The following is a 23,073-nucleotide window of genomic DNA, read 5'->3' as shown; positions in this document are numbered from 1 at the left end:
GCGCGCGCCTCAGGCGTGGTCGATCACGAGACCGTCGATCTCGTTGGCGACATCCTCGAAGCGGTCCACCACCTTTTCCAGATGGCTGTAGATTTCGCGCTCGATCAGGAAGCGCACCGGCTCGGTGGCGCCGATTTCCTGATAGAGGCGCTTGAGGCCACGGTCGTGGATCTCGTCGGCCTGATCTTCCATGCGCACGAGGCGCTCGGTCAGCTCGTGCAGGCGACCGGCATTGGCGTGGATCGAGCGGAGCAGCGGCAGCGCCTCGCCCAGCAGGCGCGAGGCATCGACGATGATCGCGGCCATGTCGCGCATTTCCGGCTCGAAGGCCTGCACGTCATAGAGGGTGATCGCGCTGGCGGTCTTCTTCATCTGGTCCAGCGCATCGTCCATGGCGGTGATCAGGCTGGTGATCGCGCCGCGGTCGAAGGGGGTCAGGAAGGTGCGGCGCACGGTCTGCAGCACGTCGCGCGTGATCTGGTCGGCCTCTTCCTCGCGCTCGGCGATCTCGCGGGCGTGATCGGCGGTCTTGGCGCCCTGAAGCAGGCGGGCCAGGGCATCGCTGCCGGCGGCGAGCAGGGTGGCATGGGTCTCGAACTTCTCGAAGAAGTCGTGCTGACGCGGCAACAGACCCTGAAACCACTGAAACATCTTGAAACCTTCCTTGAGGACGGCAACGCCGCCGCTTGCCGCGCCATTACGTGACAGTTCTGTGACCGTGCAAGGGCCAAAGGTCTGGAGAATCGCCTTCAAACCTTCTTCATCCACCAGTTCCGCCGCCTCGGGCAGATTGAACCACTGGCGGGTGCGCTGATCGGCCTCTTTCCAGTCCTCCAGCGCCTGGGTGACGGCGAGGGGAAACACCGCCACATCGGTCTGCAGCGAGGCGCCGGAGCCCAGCAGCTTGCGATAGCGATACTCGCCAATCGGCACCGGGCAGATCGCGCCCAGCACGCCGGCTTCTTCCAGCGCCTCGCGCTCGGCGGCGGCATGGTCTGAAAGATTGCGCGAGACATTGCCCTTGGGAATCACCCATCGCCCGGTCCCGCGTGAGGTCACCAGCATCACCTCGAAAGGGGCGTCTGGTGCGGGGCCGGTTTTACGATAGGGCAAGGCGGCAATCTGGCGAACAGTCTGTCTCCGAAATGTAAAACGGTCCCGCTATGCGCGCGCGAGCGAATCGTCAAGGATTCGGGAGAAAGACGCCCTTCTTCAAGCGGGATGCGTGATTCCAAAATCACGCTCCCGCTTGAAGATTCAGTTGTCGCATCGTTTTCGTGAAAAACCGGTTCCCACTTTTTCGCACGATGCTTTAACGCAGGTTGGCCACGCGTATCGGATTGGGGGTGGCCGGATCGGGGAAAACCGGATCGGCATGCAACACAGATGACTGCACGCGATGGATGCGGCGCTGGCTGGTCTTTCTGTCGTCCTTGCGCAGTTCCTCGCGGCGCTCCAGCTGGAACTGGCCAACGATCCGCCCCATCACCTGCGCCTGATCGCGCAGCGCGCGCGAAGCAGCGTTGGATTCCTCGACCATGGCGGCATTCTGCTGGGTGTTGAGGTCCATCTGGCGGATATCGTCGGTCACCTCATGGATGTTGCCCGCCTGGCGCTGGGCGGCCTGAGCGATCTGTTCGGCCTGAACGGTGGTTTCGCCCAGCTGCTGGATGATGCGGTCAAGCGAGGTGCCGGTCTGCGCCACCAGATCGACGCCCTGCCGCACATCGATAGTGGATTTGCCGATCAGCGCCTTGATATCCTTGGCCGACTGGCCGGTGCGATGCGCCAGCGCGCGCACTTCCGTGGCCACCACGGCGAAACCGCGTCCGGCGTCGCCCGCGCGGGCGGCCTCGACCCCGGCGTTGATCGCCAGCAGATTGGTCTGGAAGGCGATGGCCTCGATCACATCGGTGATCTGGGCGATTTCCTCGCTGGAGGTCTTGATCTTGTCCATCGCCTGCACGGCGGATTCCACCACCTTGCCGCCATGCTTGGCCTCCTTGTCGATCTCGATCACGCTCTGGTTGACCTGCGCGGCGGTGGCGGCGGTGGCGGCGATGCCCTCGGCCACGCTGGCCATCACCTCTGCGGTGCGGGTGACGGTGAGCGACTGGCGCTCGGTGCGGATGGCCAGATCATGGGCGGCCATATCGATCTCGCGCGCGCCGGTCTCGACATGCTCGGACGCCTCGGCCATGCGCAGCACCATGGTGCTGACGTTGAAGCGCATGTTGTGGAAGTCTTCCGCGATGCGCGCGTAAGCTTCGGGCAGGCTGTCGAGCTGGCTGCGCAGGTCGCCTGTCGCCATATCCGAGAGGCCGCGCCCCACCGAGGCGATGACATCGTGGCGCGCCTGTTCCTCGGCCTTGAAATAGGCGCCAAGCGCGGCCTGCATATCGAGCAGCGCGGCCTTCACCAGCGTGCCCGCCGCCTGAGCGCGGGCCCGGCTGCCGGGCAGGGGGACCGGCCCCTGCGCGATCTGCGTCACCAGATCGGCCAGCACCGCAGCATAGCTGGCGATGTAGAGATCGGGCGTGAAGCCCTGATCGCCATAGGCCCTGGCCATCTGTTCGGAGCGGGCCTGCGCCTCCGTGTCGAAGCCTTCGGAAAAGATGCTTTCCCAGTGGTTGAAGCGCAGATCGGCGGCCCTGTCGCGCGAAGCCTCGTCAGGCAGCAGGCGCGCGGCCAGCGGATGGGCGGCGATCTTGTCGTAAAGGCGGCCCAGCGCGCGGCGGCCATGGCGGATCAGCACGGATCTGATCCGTCCGAAGCTGCGGTAATCCGCCTCATCCAGCTCCACCAGCGGCGGATGGGAAGAATGGGCGGGGGCGGGTTCAGACATGCACGGTCCTTGCGGGCGTCAGGGATATAAGGCCTTGTAAAACGGGAATGGTTGCCCCTGCATGGGGTAAGACTTACGGCCTTGTCCGTAAAAAGGGTCGGACGATCGCCGGTTTCAGGGCGCGGACTGGCGTAATTTTGCGCCGGATCAGGGGGTGTTCATCTTGAACTTGCCACAAACCTTCCCAGATCGCGCCCGTTGCGCCGCATGAATTCAGGCATCGGTGCGCGTGTGGAGACGTATGATGACGCTTTCGATCCGCAAGCTGGCTCTGGCATCGGCCCTGCCGTTGGCTTTGGCGCTGAGCGCGCCCGCCATGGCGCAGGATGCCACGGTCGATCAGGTCTATTCCGCCGCCAAGGCCGGCCAGACCGACAAGGCGCTGGAACTGATGCAGCCCGTCCTCAAGGATCACCCGGGCAGCGGCAAGGCCCATTATGTGGAAGCCGAACTGCTGGCCAAGGCCGGTCGCCTCGACGAAGCCCGCACCGAACTGGCCAAGGCCGAGCAGCTCAAGCCGGGCCTGCCTTTCGCCAAGGCTTCCGCCGTCGCCGAGCTGAAGCAGCAGCTGAGCGCGGGGGGAAAGGGCGGCACGCTCGTCCCTGACCGCCCGGCGGTGGCCCCGCGCGCGAGTCATGGCTTCCCCTGGGTTCCGGTGATCGTGGTGCTGGGCTTGGTGTTCCTGGTGATCGCCTTCATGCGCCGCCGCAGCGAGGCGCAGCAGAGCTATTACGAGCCCCAGCCCGCCAACCCCTATGGCGGCCAGCAGGGCTTTGGCGGTCCGGGCTATGGCAATGGCCCTCAGGGCGGCCCGTGGCCCGGTGGCTATCAGGGCGGCGGCTATCCGCAGCAGGGTGGCTTCCCTCCCCAGCAGCAGGGCGGCATGGGCGGCGGCATCATGAGCTCTCTGGCCGGTGGCGCTGCGGCAGGTGCGGGCTTCGCGGCGGGCGAAGCCGTGATCGGCCGCATGTTCGGCGAGCACGACCGCGAGCGCGTGGTGGAGCGGGATACCTCCTCCAGCCGCGACGATGACGACGACGATCGCCGCTACAACCAGGATATGGGCGGCAATGATTTCGGCATTTCCGACAGCGGCTCGTGGGACGACAGCTCCTCGGGCGGCGGCAACGACGACTGGTAAGAAGGGGACGTTCCGATGCGCAAGATTCTCTCGATCCTCGCCCTTGGCGCGCTGGTCAGCCTGAGCCCGGCTCAGGCAGAGGCCAAGGGTTGCGTGCGCGGCGCCGTCGCTGGGGCGGTGGCGGGGCACTACGCCGGGCATCATGCCGTGGTGGGCGCCGTTGGCGGCTGCGTCGCGGCGCGGGCCTACTACAAGCATAAGGCTGCGCAGCAGGCGCAGCAGCATCAGGTTGCGCCGCATCATTGATGTTTAAGGGAGTTGGAGGAAGTTTGCCTCCGGCGGGCAAAGGGCCATCGCCCTTTGCAATCCCTTTCGTGGCTGCCTTGTGCTGAGCGCGCGGTGCCGGAGCATTTTAGCCTGCGGCGCAGCGACGTTGCTCCATGGCCGAACCCGAAGCGCAAGGCGGACATTAAAGGGAGCGCGAGGGCGGTGGCCCTCGCATTGTCTCTTCTTCCTTGAACCGGAAACAAAAAAGCCGGGGCGCTAACCCCGGCTTTTTCAAACCCAAAGCTCAATGCAGAACTTAATGTGCGGGCAGCAAACGCCGATCCGTCGCGATCTTCTGCATCGCCTTCTGCAGCTTTTCAAACGCGCGCACCTCGATCTGGCGGACGCGTTCGCGGCTGACGCTGTAGGTCTGGCTCAGCTCTTCCAGCGTCTTGGGATCGTCGGTCAGGCGGCGCTCGGTCAGGATGGCGCGCTCGCGGTCGTTCAGATCGCCCATGGCCTCGGTCAGCATGGCGTGGCGCCAGCCGGCTTCCTGAGCCTCGGCGACGGTCTCATCCTGCAGCGGGCCGTGATCGGCCAGCATGTCCTGCCACTGGCCTTCGCCTTCCTCATTGAGGCTGACGTTGAGCGAGGCATCGCCGCCCATCATCATGCGGCGGTTCATGTTGACCACATCCTGCTCGGACACGCCCAGATCGGTGGCGATCTTGCGCACCTGATCGGGGTGCAGGTCGGTGTCCTCGAAGGCGTCGATGTTCTTCTTCATGCGGCGCAGGTTGAAGAACAGCTTCTTTTGCGCGGCGGTGGTGCCCATCTTCACCAGGCTCCAGCTGCGCAGGATGAACTCCTGCATGCTGGCCTTGATCCACCACATGGCATAGGTGGCCAGACGGAAGCCGCGTTCCGGCTCGAACTTCTTGACGCCCTGCATCAGGCCGATGTTGCCCTCGGAGATCAGCTCGCTCATCGGCAGGCCGTATCCGCGATAGCCCATGGCGATCTTGGCGACGAGGCGCAGGTGGCTGGTGACGAGCTGGCGCGCCGCATCGGGGTCCTCATGCTCGGCATAGCGCTTCGCGAGCATATATTCCTGCTCGGCGGTCAGCACCGGGAATTTCTTGATTTCCGACATATATCGGTTGAGCCCGGCCTCCCCCGTGGCGGGGGCGGGTACAGCGGGCAGGTTCGATTCGGTGCTCATCGGTCTCATCGTCCTTGTACTGTCAGCACGCCCTTGCTGGACCCTTAAGAGGCATCCCTCGGTGGCGGCCACGTACCGGAACCCACTGGTTCCGGCAGGAAATAACCCGGCTGGTCGGCATGGTAACTGCCCAACCGGGCTAAAAGATCCCGCATGTCTGCGGGCAGGTCGCTAGCAAACCGCAAGGTCTTGCTGGTGACCGGATGGATAAACCCCAGAACGGCGGCGTGCAATGCCTGCCGGGCAAAACCGAGCTCCGAAAGGAGGGGTTTTAGCGATTTCTGTGATCGGCAATACATTGGATCGCCTATTAAAGGATGGCCGATGGATGCCATGTGAACGCGCACCTGATGGGTCCGTCCGGTCTCCAGACGGCACTCGACAAGGGCGGCCCGGTCCAGCCCCTCGCGCAGGCGGAAGTGGGTGACGGCATGTTTGCCGCGCCCGGTTTCGTCGCCCGGTGGCAGCAGGGCCATGCGCTTGCGGTCGGTGGGATGGCGGGCGATGGTGCCGCGCAAAGTGCCCTGCGGCGGCATGGGCGTGCCATGGGTGAGGCACAGATAGGCCCGCTCGATCGAGTGATCGGCGAACTGTCTGGCCAGCCCCTCATGCGCGGCATCGCTCTTGGCGACCACCAGCAGGCCCGAGGTGTCCTTGTCGATGCGGTGGACGATGCCGGGCCGCGCCACGCCGCCAATGCCCGACAGCCGCCCGGCGCAGTGATGCAGCAGCGCGTTGACCAGCGTGCCGTCCAGATTGCCCGCCGCCGGATGGACCACCAGCCCGGCAGGCTTGTCGACCACGATGAGATACTCGTCCTCATGCACGATGGTGAGGGGGATATCCTGCGCCACCGCCTCCAGAGGCACGGTTTCGGGCAGGCTGATGGTGAAGGCCATGCCCTCCGCCGCCTTGGCCGATCCCGAACTGACAGGCTTGCCATCCAGCGTGACGCGGCCTTCGGAAATCAGTGCCTTCACGCGCTCACGGCTGAGGTCGCCGCCGCCCGGCAGCGTGCCGGTGCAGGCCTCCGCCAGCGCGCGGTCGAGTCGGCCCGCGCTGCGAATGCGCCCTTGAAGTGTGGTAGCCCCCTGATCCATTACGCTTAAAATGGGCATGCAAATCATCCTGACAAGGGGCCTCCACGCGGATCTGCTGGCTGTGGCGGTCCGCGAAGCCCCGCGCGAGGCCTGTGGTCTGCTGCTGGGCCCGGCGCAAGAGGGTGGCATCGCGCGAGTCGCCAGTCTGCTGCCCGCCGCCAATGTCCACCCTGATCCCGAACGATTTTTCGAGATCGACCCCGTGGTGCTGATCGCCGCCACCCGCGCCGCAAGGCAGGGAGGCCCTCAGGTGCTGGGCTGCTATCACTCGCATCCCTCCGGCGTGGCGGCGCCCTCGGCCACCGATGCCGCCATGGCCGCGCATGACGGAAAACTGTGGGCAATTGTCGCTGCCGACACGATCACATGGTGGCGGGATGGGCCGGATGGCTTCGAAGCGCTTTCCTCGCCGGATCAACGGGGTTAAGGGGCAGAGGATAGGGGTGGCCAGCCGGATTCTCTCAACGCCCCTCGGGAAATTGCCTCACATGTCCAATCAAACGATCGACACCGATGCGGCGCTGGAACTGGCCAGCCTGCTCTGCTCGCGCCTGTGCCATGATTTGCTGAGCCCGGTGGGCGCGCTCTCCAACGGCCTGGAACTGCTGACCGAGGAGAAAGACCCCGCGATGCGCCAGCGCTGTTTCGAGCTGCTGGAGCAATCCGCCCGCACCAGTGCCGACAAGCTGAAGTTCTTCCGCCTGGCCTTCGGCGCGGCGGGCGGTTTCGGCGAAAGCATTCCCACTGCCGAGCCCAAGGCGCTGATCGATGCGCTGGTGGCCGGGAAGGACCGCCTGTCGATCCACTGGCAGGTCGGCGCCGACGCGCTGCCCAAGCCGGCGGTGAAGACGCTGCTCAACCTGTCGCTGATCGCCATCGAGGCGCTGGTGCGCGGCGGCACGGTGGACATCGCCGCCGAAGTGCGCGCCGATGGTGGCCGCCAGCTGGCCGAGATCGTGGTGCGTGCCTCGGGTCCGCGCATCGCTTTCGACGACACCATCGGTCAGGCGCTGGAAGCTCGCCTGCCGGCCTCGGAACTCTCCAGCCGCACGGCGCCCGCCGCCATGCTGGCCGCGATCGCCGCAAGACTGGGCGGCCAGCTGCAATATGCGCGCAGTGACGATGCGCTGGTGATGGGCGCGGTGCTGCCGGTCGGTTAAGAAAGGCGGGGCGCAACCATGGACGAACTGATCCACCGCGACACGCCTTCGCCCAACTGGAACGAGCGCAAGCTGCCCGTCAGCATGGTGGTGTTGCACTACACCGGCATGAAAAGCGCGCAGGATGCGCTCGACCGCCTGTGCGACCCCTCCGCAGAGGTCTCCGCCCATTATCTGATCGAGGAAGACGGCATCGTCCACCGCCTGGTCGCCGAGGACAAGCGGGCATGGCACGCCGGGCGCAGCTACTGGCGCGGGATCACCGATGTGAACTCCGCCAGCGTCGGCATCGAGCTGGTCAACCCCGGCCATACTCTGGGCTATCGCCCCTTCCCGGAGGCCCAGATGGAGGCGCTGATCCCGCTGCTGGCGGGCATCATGGCGCGGCACAACATCGCTCCGGCCAATGTGGTGGGCCATTCCGATGTGGCCCCGGTGCGCAAGATCGATCCGGGCGAACTCTTCGAATGGGAGGTGCTGGCGCGCTATGGTCTGGCGCTTTCCACTCCCAAGCCGCGCATCCGCCTGCTTCACGAGAACCCCGGCGCCTTCTTCCTCTCGCTCGAACGCTTCGGTTACGATGTCACCGATGGGCGCGCCGCCGTCACCGCCTTCCAGCGCCGCTTCCGCCCGCGCATCATCGATGGCGAACTCGACGGCGAGGTGGGCGCGCTGCTCTTCGAACTGCTGATCGCCCGCGATTCCTCCGAGCAGGACGATTGCGATGGCGACGATTTCCCTTGGTAAGCTGCCGCAAAGCCTGCTAGTCGCCCCGGCGTCAGGCGGCCGGGCAGCCGCGTCAGGGTTTGCGTTTCGCGTGAATGCCTGCCGAGGAAAGTCCGGGCTCCACGAAACAGGGTGGCGGGTAACGCCCGCCCGGCGAGGGTTTCGGCCCGAAGTCGAGGGACAGTGCCACAGAGAAGAGACCGCCGTAGCCTTTCGAGGCGAGGTAAGGGTGAAACGGTGCGGTAAGAGCGCACCGCGCAAGTGGTAACACAAGCGGCACGGCAAACCCCACCCGGAGCAAGACCGAATAGGGACGGCACGCCGCAAGGCAGGCGGGTTTCACGCCAGTCGTCCGGGTTGGTTGCTGGAGCGGCATGGCAACATGCCGCCAAGAGGAATGGCTGCCGCTGGCCTCCGCGTCTTTCGGGATACGAGGGGCCTTCACAGAACCCGGCTTACAGGCCGCCTGACGTTTTTAAGATTTGGAAGAAAAAGGAAGATGCGAGGGGGGCGTCCTTGTTGGTCGCATTCCTCAAGAGGAATGCTCCGGGCCCTCGCGCTCCCATGACGTCTCCCGACGCAAGGGCAGTGGTTCCGAAGCGGAGCGCCCAGTCTCTCCACCTGCGCAAGGCCAAGCGCCGCAGGCAGTGGAGTCATGAAGCGAAATTGAAAGCCTGCGGCGCGGCGATATTGGCTCTTTGGTGGAACCTGATACGCAAGGCAGACAATAAACGGATTGCAAAGGGCGAGGGCCCTTTGCCCGCCGGAGGCCCCCTTGAACCCCTTAAGGCGCCAACCCCGGCTCACGCGTCACAGGCCGCGCATCCTGAGCCACCAGAGCTGCCTTCACGCTCATCACATAGGGCACGCTGAAGCCTTCGATCCCCACATGCTGCCCGGGCGTCAGCTTGCGGGCGGCGGGGCAGATGGCGGTCACCAGATCGAGCTGGCCTTCGCCCTTGCCGGGGCGGCAGTCCTGCACCACGCCCTCGGGCGAGACCCAGAGCAGCAGGCGCACCTCGGTGCGGTCCAGACCGCCGGGCAGGTGGGGGGTCTCCATCTCGACATCGGCGGGGGCTTCGATGGGGCGGATGCGGTCGCCGTCGCCGGTGCCGGGGATGATGAGGCGGGCCAGACCGCGCACGAGGCCGTAGGCGGGCTTGCCCTGCGCGTCATGGGCGGGGGGCTGGTGCTTGTATTTGAGGATGTCGCAGAAGCCGTCGGCAAGCTGGTTGTCGCCCCAGCTCTTGCCGGCCTTGCAGTCGATCACGCGGCCCTGCGGGGAGACGAAAACCTCGACCACGCTGGCCGCCGACAGATCATGGATCAGGGCGAATTGCGGATAGTCGTCCGGTTCGAGCAGATGCTCTGAGTCGGGGGCGTCCATGGCGGATGGGGCGGGGGGCGCCGGGGCGTCCGCCTGCCCGGCGGCCAGCAATGCGGCGAGCAAAAACGTGGAGAGCATCGCGGTGTCAGCCTCTGCCGTGGCGGGAAGAGGGCTGGCTGGCGGCGGCGATGGTCATGATCGGGTGCTTTCCGGAAAACTGATGCTTACGCCTAGAGCATCGTGCGAAAAAGTGGGAACCGGTTTTTCGCGCGAACGATGCGACAACAGGATCTTCACGCGGGATGCGTGATGCCAAAATCACGCATCCCGCGTGAAGGTGGCGCGCCGTGGAGATCAAGGCAGCGGCTGAAAGCCCACGCGGATCCCTGCCTCATCTTCATCGGTCTGGATCAGCCAGCGTTCTTCGCCTTCCAGCCCGATGGCCGAGAGGTGGCCCGACTGGTAGGCGCCGGTGTCGATGCCCAGACGGTTGGGCCTCTGCTCGATCTCGTCGGTGATCGTATGGCCGTGGACGACCACCGCGCCATGGTCCTGCGGGCTGGAGAGGAAAGGCTCGCGGATCCAGCGCAGGTCTCCGCCGCTCTGGCCCTCCAGCGGCACGCCGGGGCGGATGCCGGCATGGACGAAGACATAGTCGCCCATGCGGATCATGGTCTGGAAGCTGCGGATGTAATCCAGCGTGGCGGCGGGGATATGGGCGTGGAGCAGGGCCTGCACCTCCTCGAAGCTGGCCGCTTCATAGGTCGCCTCGTCGATGTCGAAGCTGAGCAGTGTCTCGCGCCCGCCGTGGCGCAGGAAATGGCGCAGCACGTCCAGATTCTCGGCGGCGTCGAGCAGCATTTCCTCGTGATTGCCCAGCAGGATATGCATGGCGCGCTTGCGCCCCCAGCGCGCGGCCAGATCGAGCACGCCCCGGCTGTCCGGCCCGCGATCGATCAGGTCGCCCAGCAGGATGATGGTGGTCTGGCGGGGCGTGGCGGCGGTGTCGCGGCGGCTGATGTCACCTTCGATGGCGTCGATCAGCGCGGACAAGAGGTCGGCCCGGCCATGGATATCGCCTACGGCATAGATCCGCTGGCCCGGCGGCACGCAGGGCCGGGCGGCGGCGGCGCGGGGCCGCAGAAGGGATCGCAGGGCGTTGAGCATAGAGGAGCCGCCCCGCACATAGGAACAGGCCGGGGGAGGGTCAAGGCAGGCAGCTTGGGGTATCCGGGGCGAAGGGTCTGGCCTGTGGGGGTGTTTCGAGGCTAGAAGAAACGCAAAGCCAAGCGTTTAATCAAGTGGAGCCCCCCAATGGTCAGTTTTTTGCACACGATGGTCAGGGTCACCGATCCTGACGCCACCATCAAGTTCTTCAACCTGCTTGGCGTCAGGGAGACCCGCCGATTCTCCAGCGAGCAGGGCCGCTTCACGCTGATCTACCTTGCCGCCCCCGGTCAGGATTATGAGGTCGAATTGACCTATAACTGGCCTGAGGAAGGCAAGGACGGCGAAACCTACACCGGTGGCCGCAACTTCGGCCACCTCGCCTTTCAGGTCGAGGACATCTACGCCACCTGCCAGACGCTGGCCGATGCGGGCGTGACCATCAACCGTCCCCCGCGCGATGGCCATATGGCCTTTGTGAAGACGCCCGACGGCATTTCCATCGAATTGCTTCAGAACGGCCATCTTGAGCCTGCCGAGCCCTGGGCCTCGATGCCCAACACCGGCAGCTGGTAAGAAGCTGCGGCACCGGGCGAAGGATCGGCTTTCGTCCGGCGTCGCAGTCAATCCGGCATGGCAGTCAAAATGTACTAATCCATAATTTCATGATTAACGATCATTCATATTTGAAATTTATTCTTAAGCCGTCATACGTTGAACGACAGAAGATCGTTGCGAGTCATAGCGAGGGAGAGACTCGTGTTCGACGGCGTACCAGCGGCAGACAGTGCGATACGGTTCTTTCACGGGTTCCACTGGCTCCAGATTCTGGAGCGCGAGCTGCTGTACTTTGCACTCTTCTGGTTTGTGATCGGCATGATCGACGAGATGCTGATCGATATCTTGTGGTTCGCTCTGAGGCTGCGCAGCGGGCGCTTTGAAAGCCCGGTGCTGCCGGCGACCCATGCCCTGCCCGTGGCGCCTGCCCCCATCGCCGTGTTCATCGCCGCCTGGCAGGAGGCCGATGTGATCGGGGCCACCATCGGCCATATGCTGGGCGTGTGGGCGCGCGAGAGCATGCGCATCTATGTCGGCTGCTATTGCAACGATGCGCCGACCATCGCCGCCGTCATGAGGGCGGCGCGGGGCGATCCGCGCATCAGGATCGTCATCAATGACCATCCCGGCCCCACCACCAAGGCCGATTGCCTCAACCGCCTCTATGCCGCGCTGGTCGAAGATGAACTGCGTCAGGGGCAAAGGTTCCTCGGCGTGGTGCTGCATGATGCCGAGGATATGGTCCATCCGCGCGAGTTGTCGGTGATCGGTGAGGCGCTGGCTTCGGTCGATTTCGTGCAACTGCCGGTCCGCCCGGAAATGCCGCCGGGCCCGCATTGGGTGGGCGGCCATTACGCCGATGAGTTCGTCGAGAGCCATACCCGCGTGCTGACGGTGCGCGATGCTCTTGGGGCAGCTTTGCCCGCCGCTGGCGTGGGCTGCGGCTTTGCCCGCGCCATGCTCTCGCGCATCGGCGTCCTGCGCCGCGAGCAGGGTGAGCGCGGGCCTTTCGTGGCCGAATGCTTCACCGAGGATTATGAGATCGGCATGCTCGTCAGCCATCTGGGCGGCAAGGCGCGCTTTTTGCGGCTGCGTGACGAGACCGGAGAGCTGATCGCCACCCGCAGCTATTTTCCCGATACGGTGGCTGGCGCGGTGCGGCAGAAGACGCGGTGGATTCACGGCATCGCTTTGCAAAGCTGGGACCGGCTTGGCTGGATGGGCCGCCCGGTCGATGTGTGGATGGCGCTGCGCGACCGGCGCGGGCCGCTGGTGGCGCTGGTGCTGAGCGTCGCCTATGCTCTGCTGCTGCTTCAGGCGGCGCTGGCCCCCTTGCGGGCCATGCACTGGATCGAGGGCGATCCGGGCCTGCCTCTGGTGCATCGCCTGGTGTGGCTGAGCTTTCTGGGGCTGCTGTGGCGCATGGTGATGCGCTTCGGCTTTTCCGCGCGCGAATATGGCGCGATGGAGGGCTTGCGCGCGGTGGGGCGCATCCCGGTGGCCAACATCATCACCATCATCGCCGGGCGGCGCGCTCTGGTGGCCTATTGTCGGACCCTGCGCGGCAAGACGGTGGCGTGGGACAAGACCCCGCATCTCGACCATCCCGTGCTGGCCAAAAAGGTGATGCGCCCTGCGATGGCTCCATCGCCGGAAGGCCTGCCGGCGTGAGCGCCCTGCCGGGCCGTCAGCGCCGCAGGGGGCAGCCGGTCTGGGTGTTGGCGGTGATTGTGGTCGGCTGGATCGGGGCGCGCGCCGTGACCTTGGGCGTGTCTCCGTGGGACAGCTCGCGCACGCAATTCGGGGAGGGGCCCGGGCCGATCGCGCGGCCTGTCTCAGCGCCTGCCGGGCGGCTGGTTGCGCCCCTTGCACAGCGTGGCTCGGCGAGGGTGGCGACCGTTGCGCCCGGCGCTCTCCGCTCCGATCGGCCTGTCGCCCCCGCATCGATGCCTGTCCAACGACTGTTGTCTGCCGGGACTCTGGCCAAACCATCGTCATCCGTTCCGCTGGTGGCCATGGCGGAGGGCGCGCATGAGCTGATGCTGATGGCTGCCATGGCGAATCTGCCGCTGATCTTCCCGCCCAAGGAAATCGCCCCCGGTCCGGAGACGCCGCCTTCGCTGACACCGCCCCGCGCCGCGCCCATGCTTGAAGCCCCCTCCGCTCCGGCCCATGGCGCGATGCTGCCGCGCTGGTCGGCCGACGGCTGGCTTCTGGTGAGGCAGGGGGGCGGCAGCGCTCCCGGCGGCTCGCTGCTGCTGCCCAGCTATGGCGCCAACCAGTTGGGCGCGGTGCTGCGCTATCGCATGGCCCCCGCCAGCCCTTTCCGTCCCGAAGTCTATGGCCGGACCTATGGCGCGCTGAACGACACCGGCGAGCGTGAGGCGGCGCTGGGCCTTTCCGTGCGCCCCATCCCCACCCTGCCGCTGTCGGCCATGGCGGAAGCGCGGATCAGCCGCTTTGCCGGCCGGAAGACGCATCTGCGCCCGGCGGTGACGCTGGTGACTCACCTGCCGCCCCTGCTGCTGCCGCTGGCCCTGCGTGCCGAAACCTATGTGCAGGGCGGCTATGTCGGCGGCGTGGCCTCCACCCCTTTCATCGACGGCCAGTTCCGGCTGGAGCACATCGCCCACCGCCATGGACGGGGCGAACTGAGGCTGGGCGGCGGCCTTTGGGGCGGGGGGCAGCGAGGGGCAGGGCGGCTGGATATGGGCCCGGGGGCGACGGTCGCCTTCGCCACGGGGCGTGCCGGAGCGCATCTTTCGCTCGACTGGCGCTTTCGTGTGGCGGGCCATGCCATGCCGGGATCGGGCCCGGCGCTCACGCTGGCGGCGGGCTTCTGAACCTTTTTTGCAAATTCGCCCCAAAACATGTTCAATCGATCCGATGAGAGGCAAAGGCTGACCGATCCGGCCTTTCCAGCGCGGCCCATGGGCGCTAGTTTGCCCGCACTCATGGATGTTTATCTTCCCATCGCCAATCTTTCGGTCAACGGACTTGTCATCGTCGGGCTGGGGATGATCACCGGCCTGCTTTCGGGCATGTTCGGCGTGGGCGGCGGCTTTCTGACCACGCCGCTGCTGATCTTCTACGGCATTCCGCCCACCGTCGCCGCCGCCAGCGCCGCGACTCAGGTAACCGGCGCCAGCGTTTCGGGCGTGATCGCCCATGGCAAGCGCGGCGGGGTGGATTACCAGATGGGCGGCGTGCTGGTGGCGGGCGGCATTCTGGGCGCGGGGCTGGGCTCGGCGCTGTTCAACCTGCTGCAGAAGCTGGGGCAGATCGATACGGTCATCAACATCCTCTATGTGGTGATGCTGGGCTCGATCGGTGGACTGATGGCCAAGGAAAGCATCCAGACCATGCGCGGCGCCGCCGGAGAGGCCGCCAAGCGCCGCCATCATCCGTTGGTCTCCACCCTGCCGCTGCGCTGGCGCTTTTATCGCTCGGGCCTGTATATTTCGCCGCTGGCGCCGCTGTTGCTGGGGATCTTCACCGGCATTCTCACCATGCTGATGGGCATCGGCGGCGGCTTCGTGCTGGTGCCCGCGATGCTCTACATTCTGGGCATGAGCGCGGGCGTGGTGGTGGGCACCAGCCTGTTCCAGATCCTGTTCGTGACCATGGCCACCACCATGATCCACGCGCTCACCACCCATGCGGTGGACGTGGTGCTGGCCGCGCTGCTGCTGCTGGGATCGGTGACGGGGGCGCAGTTGGGCACCTTGTTCGCGGCGAAGGCCTCGCCGGTGAAGCTGCGGCTGGCGCTGGCGGTGATCGTGCTGGGGGTGGCGGCGCGCATGGCGCTGGGGCTGACCTGGCATCCCGATGAAATTTTCACGGTGACGCCTCTGTGATCCGCCGGTGTCTGCTGGCCGCGCTGGCGCTGGTCGCGCTGACAGGGGCAAGGGCTCCCGCGCCGCGCCCCATTCTGGTGCCCGATGTCTCGCAGCATGAGGTGCTGCTGCGGCAAGGTTTCACCGGAGCCGACCTGCTGCTCTATGGCGCGATCATGACGCCCGAGGGCCACCGGGCAGGCCGCGATTACGACATCGTGGTGGTGCTGGAAGGCCCGACCAGCCCGATGGTGCTGCGTGAAAAGAGCAAGGTGGCGGGCATGTGGGTCAATACCGACAGCACCACCCTGCGCTCGGTGCCCAGCTTCTACGCCATGGCGTCGACTCGGCCCATCAGCAAGATCGTCGATGAGCGCACCGCCGCGATCTATGAAATGGGGCTCGATTCGCTGCAGCTTTCGCCCGGTGGCGGCGCGGTGGACCCGGCCACGCAGAAGCGCTTTTCTTCAGGCCTTGCCGATCTGATGGTGCGGCGCGGCCTCTATGGCCAGAATGAGCATGGGGTGACGATCACCGATCAGGTGCTGTATCGCGCGCGCATCTCGCTGCCCTCCAGCGTGCAGACCGGCACCTACACTGCAGAGACTTTCGCCATCAGCCAGGGCCGCGTGCTGGCCTCCGCCGTCTCCCGCGTGGAGGTGCGCAAGGAGGGGATGGAAAAGGCCGTGGCCGATTTTTCCCACCGCAATGCCTTTGCCTATGGCCTGCTGGCCGTCGGCCTTTCGGTGCTGATGGGCTGGTTGGCCGGGCGGCTGTTCGTGCGGCGATAAGCGGATATCCTTTGCGAATTACAAACCGGCGTTAGGTTAGAATTAACCAAGCCTGCCTAAGGCTGTGCCCAATATGGATTCAGCGCAAAAGATCGGGCACCGCTTATGCTGGCCAACCATCAGCCTTTCTCCCTTGCCGGCGCGCAAGCCGACGGGACTTCCTCTCCCATGAACGCGGGCGTTCCGCAGGACAATGCCGTCCTGCCGATCGGCGTGCTGATCGAGATCGCCGGTGGCGGCTCGGTGGTGGCGCTGGATCTTGACCGGCTGACCGAATGCGCGCGCGATACCGATCCGGCGATTGCGCTGTCCGGGCAGGTTGGCAGCCAGATCCGCATCCGCCATGGCAACCGCTGGCTGCTGGCCAGCGTGCGCGAGCAGAAGCAGGGCCGCCGCGCGGGCGAGGGCGTGCTGGCCACCGTCGATTTCCTCGGTGAAGGCATGGCCGATGCCGAGCATGGCGGCATTGCCTCTTTCCGCCGCGGCGTCACCAACTATCCGCTGCCCGGCGCTTTCGTCTATCCCACCACCACGCGCGATCTTCAGGCCGTCTATGCCGGAGACGGGCGCAACGCCATCGAGGTGGGCACCGTCTTCCCCACCAGCGACATTCGCGGCAGCCTTTACATCGATTCGCTGCTGGGCAAGCATTTCGCGCTGCTGGGCTCGACCGGCACCGGCAAGTCGACCAGCCTCGCGCTGATCCTTCATCGCATCTGCCAGAGCGCCCCGCAGGGCCATGTGCTGATGATCGATCCGCATGGCGAATATGCCAGCGCCTTCCGCAACGAGGGCATGACGCTGGATGTCTCCAACCTGCAGCTGCCCTACTGGCTGATGAATTTCGAGGAGCATTGCGAAATCCTCCTCTCCAGCCGGGGCGACATGCGGCAGATCGATGCCGAGATCCTGGCCCGCTGCGTGCTGCAGGCCCGCCAGAAGAATCGCCTCGCCGAGGATGTGGGCCGCATCACGGTGGATTCGCCGATCCCCTATCTGCTCTCCGATCTGGGCGCGATCCTCCAGAACGAGATGGGCAAGCTGGACAAGGCCACCAACACCGCGCCCTATATGCGCATCAAGGCCCGCCTTGAGGAGTTGAAGGGCGACCGCCGCTACCAGTTCCTCTTCTCCGGCATGCTGGTGGGCGACACGATGGTCGAGGTGATCGGCCGCATGTTCCGCCTGCCCGCGCGGGGGCGCCCGATCTCGATCATCGATGTCTCCGGCGTGCCCTCGGAGATCACCTCGACCGTGGTGGCGCTGCTCAGCCGGCTTGTGTTCGACTTCGCCATCTGGTCGCGCCGCGAGCAGACCAGCCCGATCCTGCTGGTCTGCGAGGAAGCCCACCGCTACGTCCCCAGCGAGAAAAACGCCGATGACAGCTCGGTGGGCCGCATCCTCTCGCGCATCGCCAAGGAAGGGCGCAAATATGGCGTGGCGCTGGGGCTGGTGACGCAGCGGCCTTCGGATCTGGCCGAGGGCGTGCTCTCGCAGGTCGGCACGATCATCTCGATGCGCCTGAACAACGACCGCGATCAGGCCTTCGTGAAAGCGGCCATGCCCGAGGGCGGCAAGGCCTTCCTCGATTCGATCCCCGCGCTGCGCAATCGCGAATGCATCGTGGTGGGCGAGGGCGTCTCCGTGCCGATGCGCATCGCTTTTGACGATCTTGAGCCCGAGAAGCGTCCGGCATCATCTGATCCATCCTTCAGCGAACTGTGGCGTCAGGCCGGGGGCGAGGACGAAATGGTCACGCGGACCGTGCAGCGGTGGCGGGCTCAAGGGCGGTAAGGGGTTTCGAGAAAAGGGGAAAAGCGAGGGCCATCGCCCTCGCGCTCCCTTTAATGTCTACGTTGCGTATCGGGTTCGGCCAAAGCGCTAAGGTTGCAGCGCCGCAGGCAAGAATCGATGGCGCAGCACTGGCAGATTGAAAGCCTGCGGCGCCCAAGGTCATGCAGGTGGAGAGGCTGGACGCATCATTTCGGCGCCACTGCCCTTGCGCCGGGAGACCTAAAGGGAGCGCGAGGGCGATGGCCCTCGCATCTTCTCTTACTTCCTGCCTTTAAGCAAAACCTTCTCCCGCCAACCCGGCCGCACATAGGCCCCGATCATCAGCCCCACCGACACCGCCGAGCCCACCGGATAGGCCCACCACAGCGCCTCTGATCCGATGGCGTGATAGGCGGCGTAATAGAACCCCAGCCGCACCGGATAGAGTGAGATGAAGATCACCACCAAAGGCGTGATCACCGCTCCATAGGCGCGCATCGTGCCCGAGAGGATCATCATGATCCCCGTCAGCGCGTAGGACCATGTAACGATGGCCTGCATGTGGCTGGCGATGGGCAGGGCGGGGCTGTGGCTGCCCAGGAACAGCACCAGCGGTGCGCGGGCGAAGACAACCATCAGCGTCGCCATGGAGATGGTGAAGATCGTGGTGGAGACCAGCCCCTGCCAAGTGATGTCTTTCACGCGCTGGTGCTGCCCGGCGCCGATGTTCTGGGCGACCATGGCGCTTACCCCGCTGGCGATGGCGAAGGCGGGCATCTGAAGGTAGTTCCACAGCTGCATGGCGGCGCCATAGGCGGCGGCGGTTGCGGCGCCTTCCTGATTGACCAGCCGCACCATGACCACGCCAGCGGAGGAGACCACCAGCATCTGCGCGCCCATCGGCAGGCCCTTGGTGATGACATAGGCCAGTTCCGCACGGCGCGGCCAGAGCCAGCCCAGTTCCGCGCCGCTCAGGCGGAGCGGCAGGTCTTTCCAGTAGATCCAGCCCAGCATCGCCACGCATCCCGCGAAGTTGGCGGTGGCGGTGGAGAGAGCGCTGCCGGTGATGCCCAGCGCCGGGATGGGGCCGATGCCGCGGATCAGCAGCGGGTTCACGGCGACATCGATCGCCACGGTCAGGATCATGGCATAGAGCGGCAGTCTGGAATTCCCGATGCCGCGCAGGCCCATGGCCACCATGATCGAGAGCGTGCCCAGCGGCAGCGTCAGGAAGGTGACGGTGAGGTAATCCAGCGCCTCGCCCCGGCTTTCGCCCGGCGTGCCCAGCGCATCGAGCAGCGGGCCGGCCAGCAGCCAGCCCAGCAGGCCGACCACCACCGAGATCATCAGGCAGAAGCCCACGCCGGTGCCGAAGGTGGCGCGGGCGGCGGGTACATCGCGCGCGCCGAAATGCTGGCCCACGCGCACGGTGGTGGCCATGCCGAAGCCGAAGACCGCCGCCATCGTCAGGAACATCACGATGTTGACGTTGGCCGTGGCCGCCAGCGCCGAATTGCCGATCAGCCGCCCGACCCAGATCGAGTTGATCGTGCCGTTGAGCGTCTGCAGCAGGTTGGAGATCAGCGTGGGGATCGAGAAGGCCAGCAGGGTCTTCAGGATCGGCCCTTGCGTCAGATCGCCGCGCAGGCGGGCCATCGGTGGGGCGGTGTCGGCAATGGCGTCGCTCATGTGCCCCTCGTATCGCCCGAAAGGTGGATGTGCAGCCGGTCTGTCAGCGAATATCCGAATTGCATGCACAGATCGGAGAGCCAGATCTGGCGGGCGCGCAGGGTGGCGCTGTCGCGGCCCTCGGCCATCAGGAAGATGCGTTCGGCAGGGATGGCGTGGACGGCGGCCAAAGCGCGGACCTGCTCGACATCGTCGGGCGTGGCGACCACGAATTTGAACCAGGCGCGCGGTTCTGTCGCCCATGCGTCGAGCCGCGCGGGGGGCAGGGCCAGATCGGCGGGGTTGCCGGAATGCGCCAGTTTGGGGCTGATGTTGAACTGGGCGATCAGCGGATCGAGCGCGGCGGTGGGCGCCACGGTGCCGTTGCTTTCGATTTCAATCCGCCAGCCGGGCAGATGGGCCAGCAGCTTGACCAGCGCGGGCCCCTGCAGCAGCGGCTCGCCGCCGGTGATGACCAGGCGCGGGAAGGGCAGATGGCCGCCCAACTCCTTGATGCGGTTGGCGGTTTGCTCCTCGCTCCACGTCACCTGATTGTCGGTGCGGGAGAAGGCGATGCCGTCCTTGTGAAGGCGGTTGTCGCCCTCGAAATGCCAGGTGTAAGCGGTGTCGCACCACTGGCAGGCCAGATTGCAACGCGACAGGCGCAGGAAGACGCAGGGGCGCCCGATGGACGCCCCTTCACCTTGCAACGCGGCAAAAATCTCCGGTTTCCCGGGAGTTATCGTAGCCAGCGCGAGCATATCACCCCAGCCGCGCCAGCGCCGCTGCCAAGCGTTCGGCTTCCGCCGAATGATGGGCATGGTCGGCACGGGCCTTGTCGATGGCCTCGGGCTTGGCCTTTTCGACGAAGGCGGGGTTCGACAGGCGCTTGTCGAGCGAATCGCGCTCCTTCTGCGATGCCGCCATGCCCTTGGCGAGGCGCGCCTTTTCGGCGGCCACGTCGATCAGGCCCTCCAGCGGCACGATCAGGCTGGCGTCACCCGCGCCCACCTGCATCGCCGCGCCAGCAGGGGCGGGAGCGAAGTGGATGGCCGAGAGGCGGGCCAGACGGTCGATGGCGCCGGGGTTGCGCTCGATGATGCCGCGCGTGGTGGCGCTCGGCTCGGGCAGATAGGCTTCGAGGCGGGCGCCGGGGGCCAGACCCAGCTCCACCTTGGCGCCGCGCAGATTGCCGATGAGGGCAATCAGCCACTCGACCTCGCGCTGGGCCTCGGCATCCACCGTGGCTTCGGGCTTGGGCCAGTGCGAGACGATCAGCGCCGTATCGCGCGTGCCCAGTTTCTCCCACAGCTCTTCGGTGACGAAGGGCATGAAAGGGTGCAGCATCACCAGAATCTGGTCGAGCACCCAGCCCGCGACAGCCTTGGTCTCGTCGTCGAACTGGCCCTTGATGAGTTCGATGTACCAGTCGCAGAACTGGTTCCAGACCAGGCGGTAGATGGCGGCGGCGGCGGCGTCGAAACGCATGTCCTCCATCGTCTTGTCGATGGCGGCCAGCGTTTCGACCACCTCGCCGATGATCCACTTGTTCACCGCGCTGGTGGCGGCGGGGGCGGCCACCGAGGTGCTGCCCGTGATGCCGTTCGACTGGCAGAACCGCGCGGCATTCCACAGCTTGGTGGCGAAGTTGCGGTAACCCTCGACGCGCTTTTCATCCATCTTCACATCGCGGCCCTGCGATTCCATCGCGGCCATGAAGAAGCGCAGCGCGTCGGCGCCATATTTGTCGATCAGACCCAGCGGATCGACGACATTGCCCTTGGACTTGGACATCTTCTGCCCATCCGAAGCGCGCACCAGACCATGCAGGTACAGACGCTTCCACGGCACATCGCCCATGAAATGCATCCCCTGCATCGCCATGCGGGCGCACCAGAAGAACAGAATGTCAAAGCCCGAGATCAGCAGATCGTTGGGATAGTGGCGCGCCACCATCTCGGGCGTCTGGTCCGGCCAGCCCAGCGTGGCGAAGGGCCACAGGGCGCTGGAGAACCACGTATCCAGCACATCGGAATCGCGCGTCAGCACCACGCCCGGGCCAGCCTTGGCCTGCGCCGCTTCCTCGGATTCCGCGACATAGCACTGGCCATCATCGCCATACCACGCCGGGATCTGGTGACCCCACCACAGCTGACGCGACACGCACCAGGGCTGGATGTTGTCCATCCAGTTGAAATAGGTCTTTTCCCAGCTCCTGGGGACGATCTCGATGGCGCCGGTCTTCACCGCCTCGATCGGGGCCTTGGCGAGTTCGGCGGCGTTCACATACCACTGGTCGGTCAGCCAGGGCTCGATCACCACGCCGCCACGGTCGCCGAAGGGCGTCTGGATGGTGCGGGCCTCGGCCTCCAGCATGGGGATGTTGCCCTCGGCATCCGCCTTGCCGGGGTGGAGCACCAGCAGGCCGAGCGCCTTCATCGCGGCCACAACGGCCTCGCGCGCGCCATCCACACCATCGCGCTTGAAGCGGTGCAGGCCGAGATATTCGGCGGGGATCAGCCCGTCCGTCACCTGCACCACATTGGCATCGGCGTCGAACATATTGAGCATGTCGGCGGCGGCGATGCCGGCGCGGCGGCCCACCTCGAAGTCGTTGAAATCATGGCCCGGGGTGATCTTCACCGCGCCGCTGCCCAGCTCGGGGTCGGCATGGTCGTCGGCCACGATGGGCACCAGACGGCCCGTGATCGGCAGCTTGACGAACTTGCCGATCACCGACTGATAGCGCGGATCCTCGCCATTCACCGCCACGGCCATATCGGCCAGCATGGTTTCGGGGCGCGTGGTGGCCACCACGATATGATCGCGGCCATCGGCAAGGCGAACGCCGTCTGCCAGCGGATAGCGGAAGTGCCAGAACCCGCCCTGAATTTCCTGCGTTTCCACCTCAAGGTCGGAAATCGCGGTCTTCAGCTTGGGGTCCCAGTTGACCAGACGCTTGTCGCGGTAGATCAGGCCCTCATTGTAGAGGTCCACGAAGACCTTCACCACCGCACCGGTGAAATGCGGGTCCATGGTGAACTGCTCGCGGCTCCAGTCCATCGAGCAGCCGAGGCGACGCAACTGGCCGGTGATCGTGCCGCCGCTCTCCGCCTTCCATTCCCACACCTTCTGGATGAAGGCTTCGCGGGTGTAGTTGGTGCGCTTGTCCTGACGGGCCTCCATCTGGCGTTCCACCACCATCTGCGTGGCGATGCCCGCATGGTCGGTGCCCACCACCCACAGCGCGTCCTTGCCGCGCAGGCGCTCGTAACGGATCACGATGTCCTGCAGCGTGTTGTCCAGCGCATGGCCGATATGCAGGCTGCCCGTCACATTCGGCGGCGGGTTGACGATGGTGAAGGGCGCAGCATCGGGGCGGGCGGGGCGGAACAACCCGCCCTGTTCCCAATGGGCATACCATTTGGCCTCGATCCCGGTGGGGTCAAAGGTCTTGTCAAGCGCGGCGCTGTCGATCTGGGTGGAGTCCTCGGTCATGTTGGGGCCTTTGCCAGCGGGCATAAACGCGCGCAAGCCTTTCGGAACAAGCGG

Annotated in this window: 20 protein-coding genes and 1 other RNA gene; 12 read left to right on the top strand and 9 right to left on the bottom strand. The window is 65.7% G+C overall.

Going from position 1 to position 23,073, the window contains the following annotated elements; translation table 11 throughout:
- Positions 1 to 9: 9 nt before the first annotated feature.
- Both SR3_RS12635 and SR3_RS12630 read right to left on the bottom strand, forming a co-directional pair.
- Positions 10 to 1,113, bottom strand: a complete 1,104-nt coding sequence (locus SR3_RS12635; protein WP_245653898.1) for a DUF47 family protein — start codon at positions 1,111 to 1,113, stop codon at positions 10 to 12.
- Positions 1,114 to 1,312: 199 nt separating this feature from the next.
- The gene (locus SR3_RS12630; RefSeq protein WP_068086241.1) at positions 1,313 to 2,845 is read right to left on the bottom strand and encodes a methyl-accepting chemotaxis protein; all 1,533 of its coding nucleotides are present in this window, start codon (positions 2,843 to 2,845) and stop codon (positions 1,313 to 1,315) included.
- A 244-nt stretch (positions 2,846 to 3,089) separates the two neighbouring features.
- Here SR3_RS12630 and SR3_RS12625 point away from each other — a divergent pair, with 244 nt between their 5' ends.
- A complete protein-coding gene (locus SR3_RS12625; protein WP_169805624.1) occupies positions 3,090 to 3,986 on the top strand; it encodes a tetratricopeptide repeat protein in 897 nt (298 codons plus the stop codon).
- A 15-nt stretch (positions 3,987 to 4,001) separates the two neighbouring features.
- Positions 4,002 to 4,232 (top strand): hypothetical protein, encoded by a 231-nt coding sequence (locus SR3_RS12620; protein ID WP_068086235.1) that lies wholly within the window; start codon positions 4,002 to 4,004, stop codon positions 4,230 to 4,232.
- 277 nt (positions 4,233 to 4,509) lie between these two features.
- Here the strand turns inward: SR3_RS12620 and rpoH are convergent, their stop codons facing one another.
- Positions 4,510 to 5,415: an RNA polymerase sigma factor RpoH gene (rpoH, locus tag SR3_RS12615; protein WP_068086232.1), complete on the bottom strand. Its 906-nt coding sequence runs from the start codon at positions 5,413 to 5,415 to the stop codon at positions 4,510 to 4,512.
- Positions 5,416 to 5,459: 44 nt separating this feature from the next.
- Positions 5,460 to 6,515 (bottom strand): RluA family pseudouridine synthase, encoded by a 1,056-nt coding sequence (locus SR3_RS12610; RefSeq protein ID WP_084455489.1) that lies wholly within the window; start codon positions 6,513 to 6,515, stop codon positions 5,460 to 5,462.
- 16 nt (positions 6,516 to 6,531) lie between these two features.
- Here SR3_RS12610 and SR3_RS12605 point away from each other — a divergent pair, with 16 nt between their 5' ends.
- The 4 genes from SR3_RS12605 (at position 6,532) to rnpB (ending at position 8,875) form a co-directional block, all read left to right on the top strand.
- A complete protein-coding gene (locus SR3_RS12605; protein WP_068086355.1) occupies positions 6,532 to 6,942 on the top strand; it encodes a Mov34/MPN/PAD-1 family protein in 411 nt (136 codons plus the stop codon).
- A gap of 61 nt (positions 6,943 to 7,003) precedes the next feature.
- Entirely contained in the window at positions 7,004 to 7,675 is a 672-nt protein-coding gene (locus tag SR3_RS12600; RefSeq protein ID WP_068086229.1) for a histidine phosphotransferase family protein, read from the top strand.
- An 18-nt stretch (positions 7,676 to 7,693) separates the two neighbouring features.
- Positions 7,694 to 8,422 carry an N-acetylmuramoyl-L-alanine amidase gene (locus SR3_RS12595; RefSeq protein ID WP_068086225.1) on the top strand — a complete coding sequence of 243 codons (729 nt, stop codon included), beginning with the start codon at positions 7,694 to 7,696 and terminating at the stop codon, positions 8,420 to 8,422.
- Between the two features lie 31 nt (positions 8,423 to 8,453).
- Positions 8,454 to 8,875, top strand: an RNA gene (rnpB, locus tag SR3_RS12590) — RNase P RNA component class A.
- Positions 8,876 to 9,185: 310 nt separating this feature from the next.
- Here rnpB and SR3_RS12585 read toward each other — a convergent pair.
- Complete coding sequence (locus SR3_RS12585) at positions 9,186 to 9,866, bottom strand: hypothetical protein (RefSeq protein ID WP_068086222.1); 681 nt, start codon at positions 9,864 to 9,866, stop codon at positions 9,186 to 9,188.
- A gap of 216 nt (positions 9,867 to 10,082) precedes the next feature.
- Complete coding sequence (locus tag SR3_RS12580) at positions 10,083 to 10,895, bottom strand: metallophosphoesterase family protein (protein ID WP_068086352.1); 813 nt, start codon at positions 10,893 to 10,895, stop codon at positions 10,083 to 10,085.
- A gap of 147 nt (positions 10,896 to 11,042) precedes the next feature.
- On the opposite strand from SR3_RS12580, the gene SR3_RS12575 reads away from it, so the two are divergent.
- The 6 genes from SR3_RS12575 (at position 11,043) to SR3_RS12550 (ending at position 17,874) form a co-directional block, all read left to right on the top strand.
- Positions 11,043 to 11,471, top strand: coding sequence for a VOC family protein (locus SR3_RS12575; RefSeq protein ID WP_068086219.1), 429 nt, complete (start codon positions 11,043 to 11,045; stop codon positions 11,469 to 11,471).
- A 183-nt stretch (positions 11,472 to 11,654) separates the two neighbouring features.
- Positions 11,655 to 13,124 (top strand): glycosyl transferase family protein, encoded by a 1,470-nt coding sequence (locus SR3_RS12570; RefSeq protein WP_245653897.1) that lies wholly within the window; start codon positions 11,655 to 11,657, stop codon positions 13,122 to 13,124.
- Positions 13,121 to 14,296, top strand: coding sequence for a hypothetical protein (locus SR3_RS12565; RefSeq protein ID WP_157098821.1), 1,176 nt, complete (start codon positions 13,121 to 13,123; stop codon positions 14,294 to 14,296). Before SR3_RS12570 ends, SR3_RS12565 begins: the two co-directional genes overlap by 4 nt.
- A 111-nt stretch (positions 14,297 to 14,407) precedes the next feature.
- Positions 14,408 to 15,310, top strand: a complete 903-nt coding sequence (locus SR3_RS12560) for a sulfite exporter TauE/SafE family protein (RefSeq protein ID WP_068086214.1) — start codon at positions 14,408 to 14,410, stop codon at positions 15,308 to 15,310.
- A complete protein-coding gene (locus SR3_RS12555; RefSeq protein WP_068086347.1) occupies positions 15,310 to 16,080 on the top strand; it encodes a TIGR02186 family protein in 771 nt (256 codons plus the stop codon). The genes SR3_RS12560 and SR3_RS12555 overlap by 1 nt, the downstream gene beginning before the upstream one ends.
- A 168-nt stretch (positions 16,081 to 16,248) precedes the next feature.
- Positions 16,249 to 17,874 carry an ATP-binding protein gene (locus tag SR3_RS12550; protein ID WP_068086344.1) on the top strand — a complete coding sequence of 542 codons (1,626 nt, stop codon included), beginning with the start codon at positions 16,249 to 16,251 and terminating at the stop codon, positions 17,872 to 17,874.
- 258 nt (positions 17,875 to 18,132) lie between these two features.
- On the opposite strand, the gene SR3_RS12545 is transcribed toward SR3_RS12550, so the two are convergent.
- From SR3_RS12545 to SR3_RS12535, 3 genes are read right to left on the bottom strand one after another with little or no spacing between them, the layout of a single operon-like run.
- A complete protein-coding gene (locus tag SR3_RS12545) occupies positions 18,133 to 19,542 on the bottom strand; it encodes an MATE family efflux transporter (RefSeq protein WP_068086211.1) in 1,410 nt (469 codons plus the stop codon).
- Positions 19,539 to 20,282: a 7-carboxy-7-deazaguanine synthase QueE gene (locus SR3_RS12540; RefSeq protein ID WP_068086341.1), complete on the bottom strand. Its 744-nt coding sequence runs from the start codon at positions 20,280 to 20,282 to the stop codon at positions 19,539 to 19,541. Before SR3_RS12540 ends, SR3_RS12545 begins: the two co-directional genes overlap by 4 nt.
- Before the next feature lies 1 nt (position 20,283).
- A complete protein-coding gene (locus tag SR3_RS12535) occupies positions 20,284 to 23,019 on the bottom strand; it encodes a valine--tRNA ligase (protein ID WP_068086338.1) in 2,736 nt (911 codons plus the stop codon).
- Between the last annotated feature and the right edge of the window lie 54 nt (positions 23,020 to 23,073).

This window comes from Novosphingobium rosa NBRC 15208 (assembly GCF_001598555.1).
Classification (GTDB): Bacteria; Pseudomonadota; Alphaproteobacteria; order Sphingomonadales; family Sphingomonadaceae; genus Novosphingobium; species Novosphingobium rosa.
The sequence above is the reverse complement of the archived record's forward strand: the minus strand, read 5'-3'. Positions and strand labels throughout refer to the sequence as shown.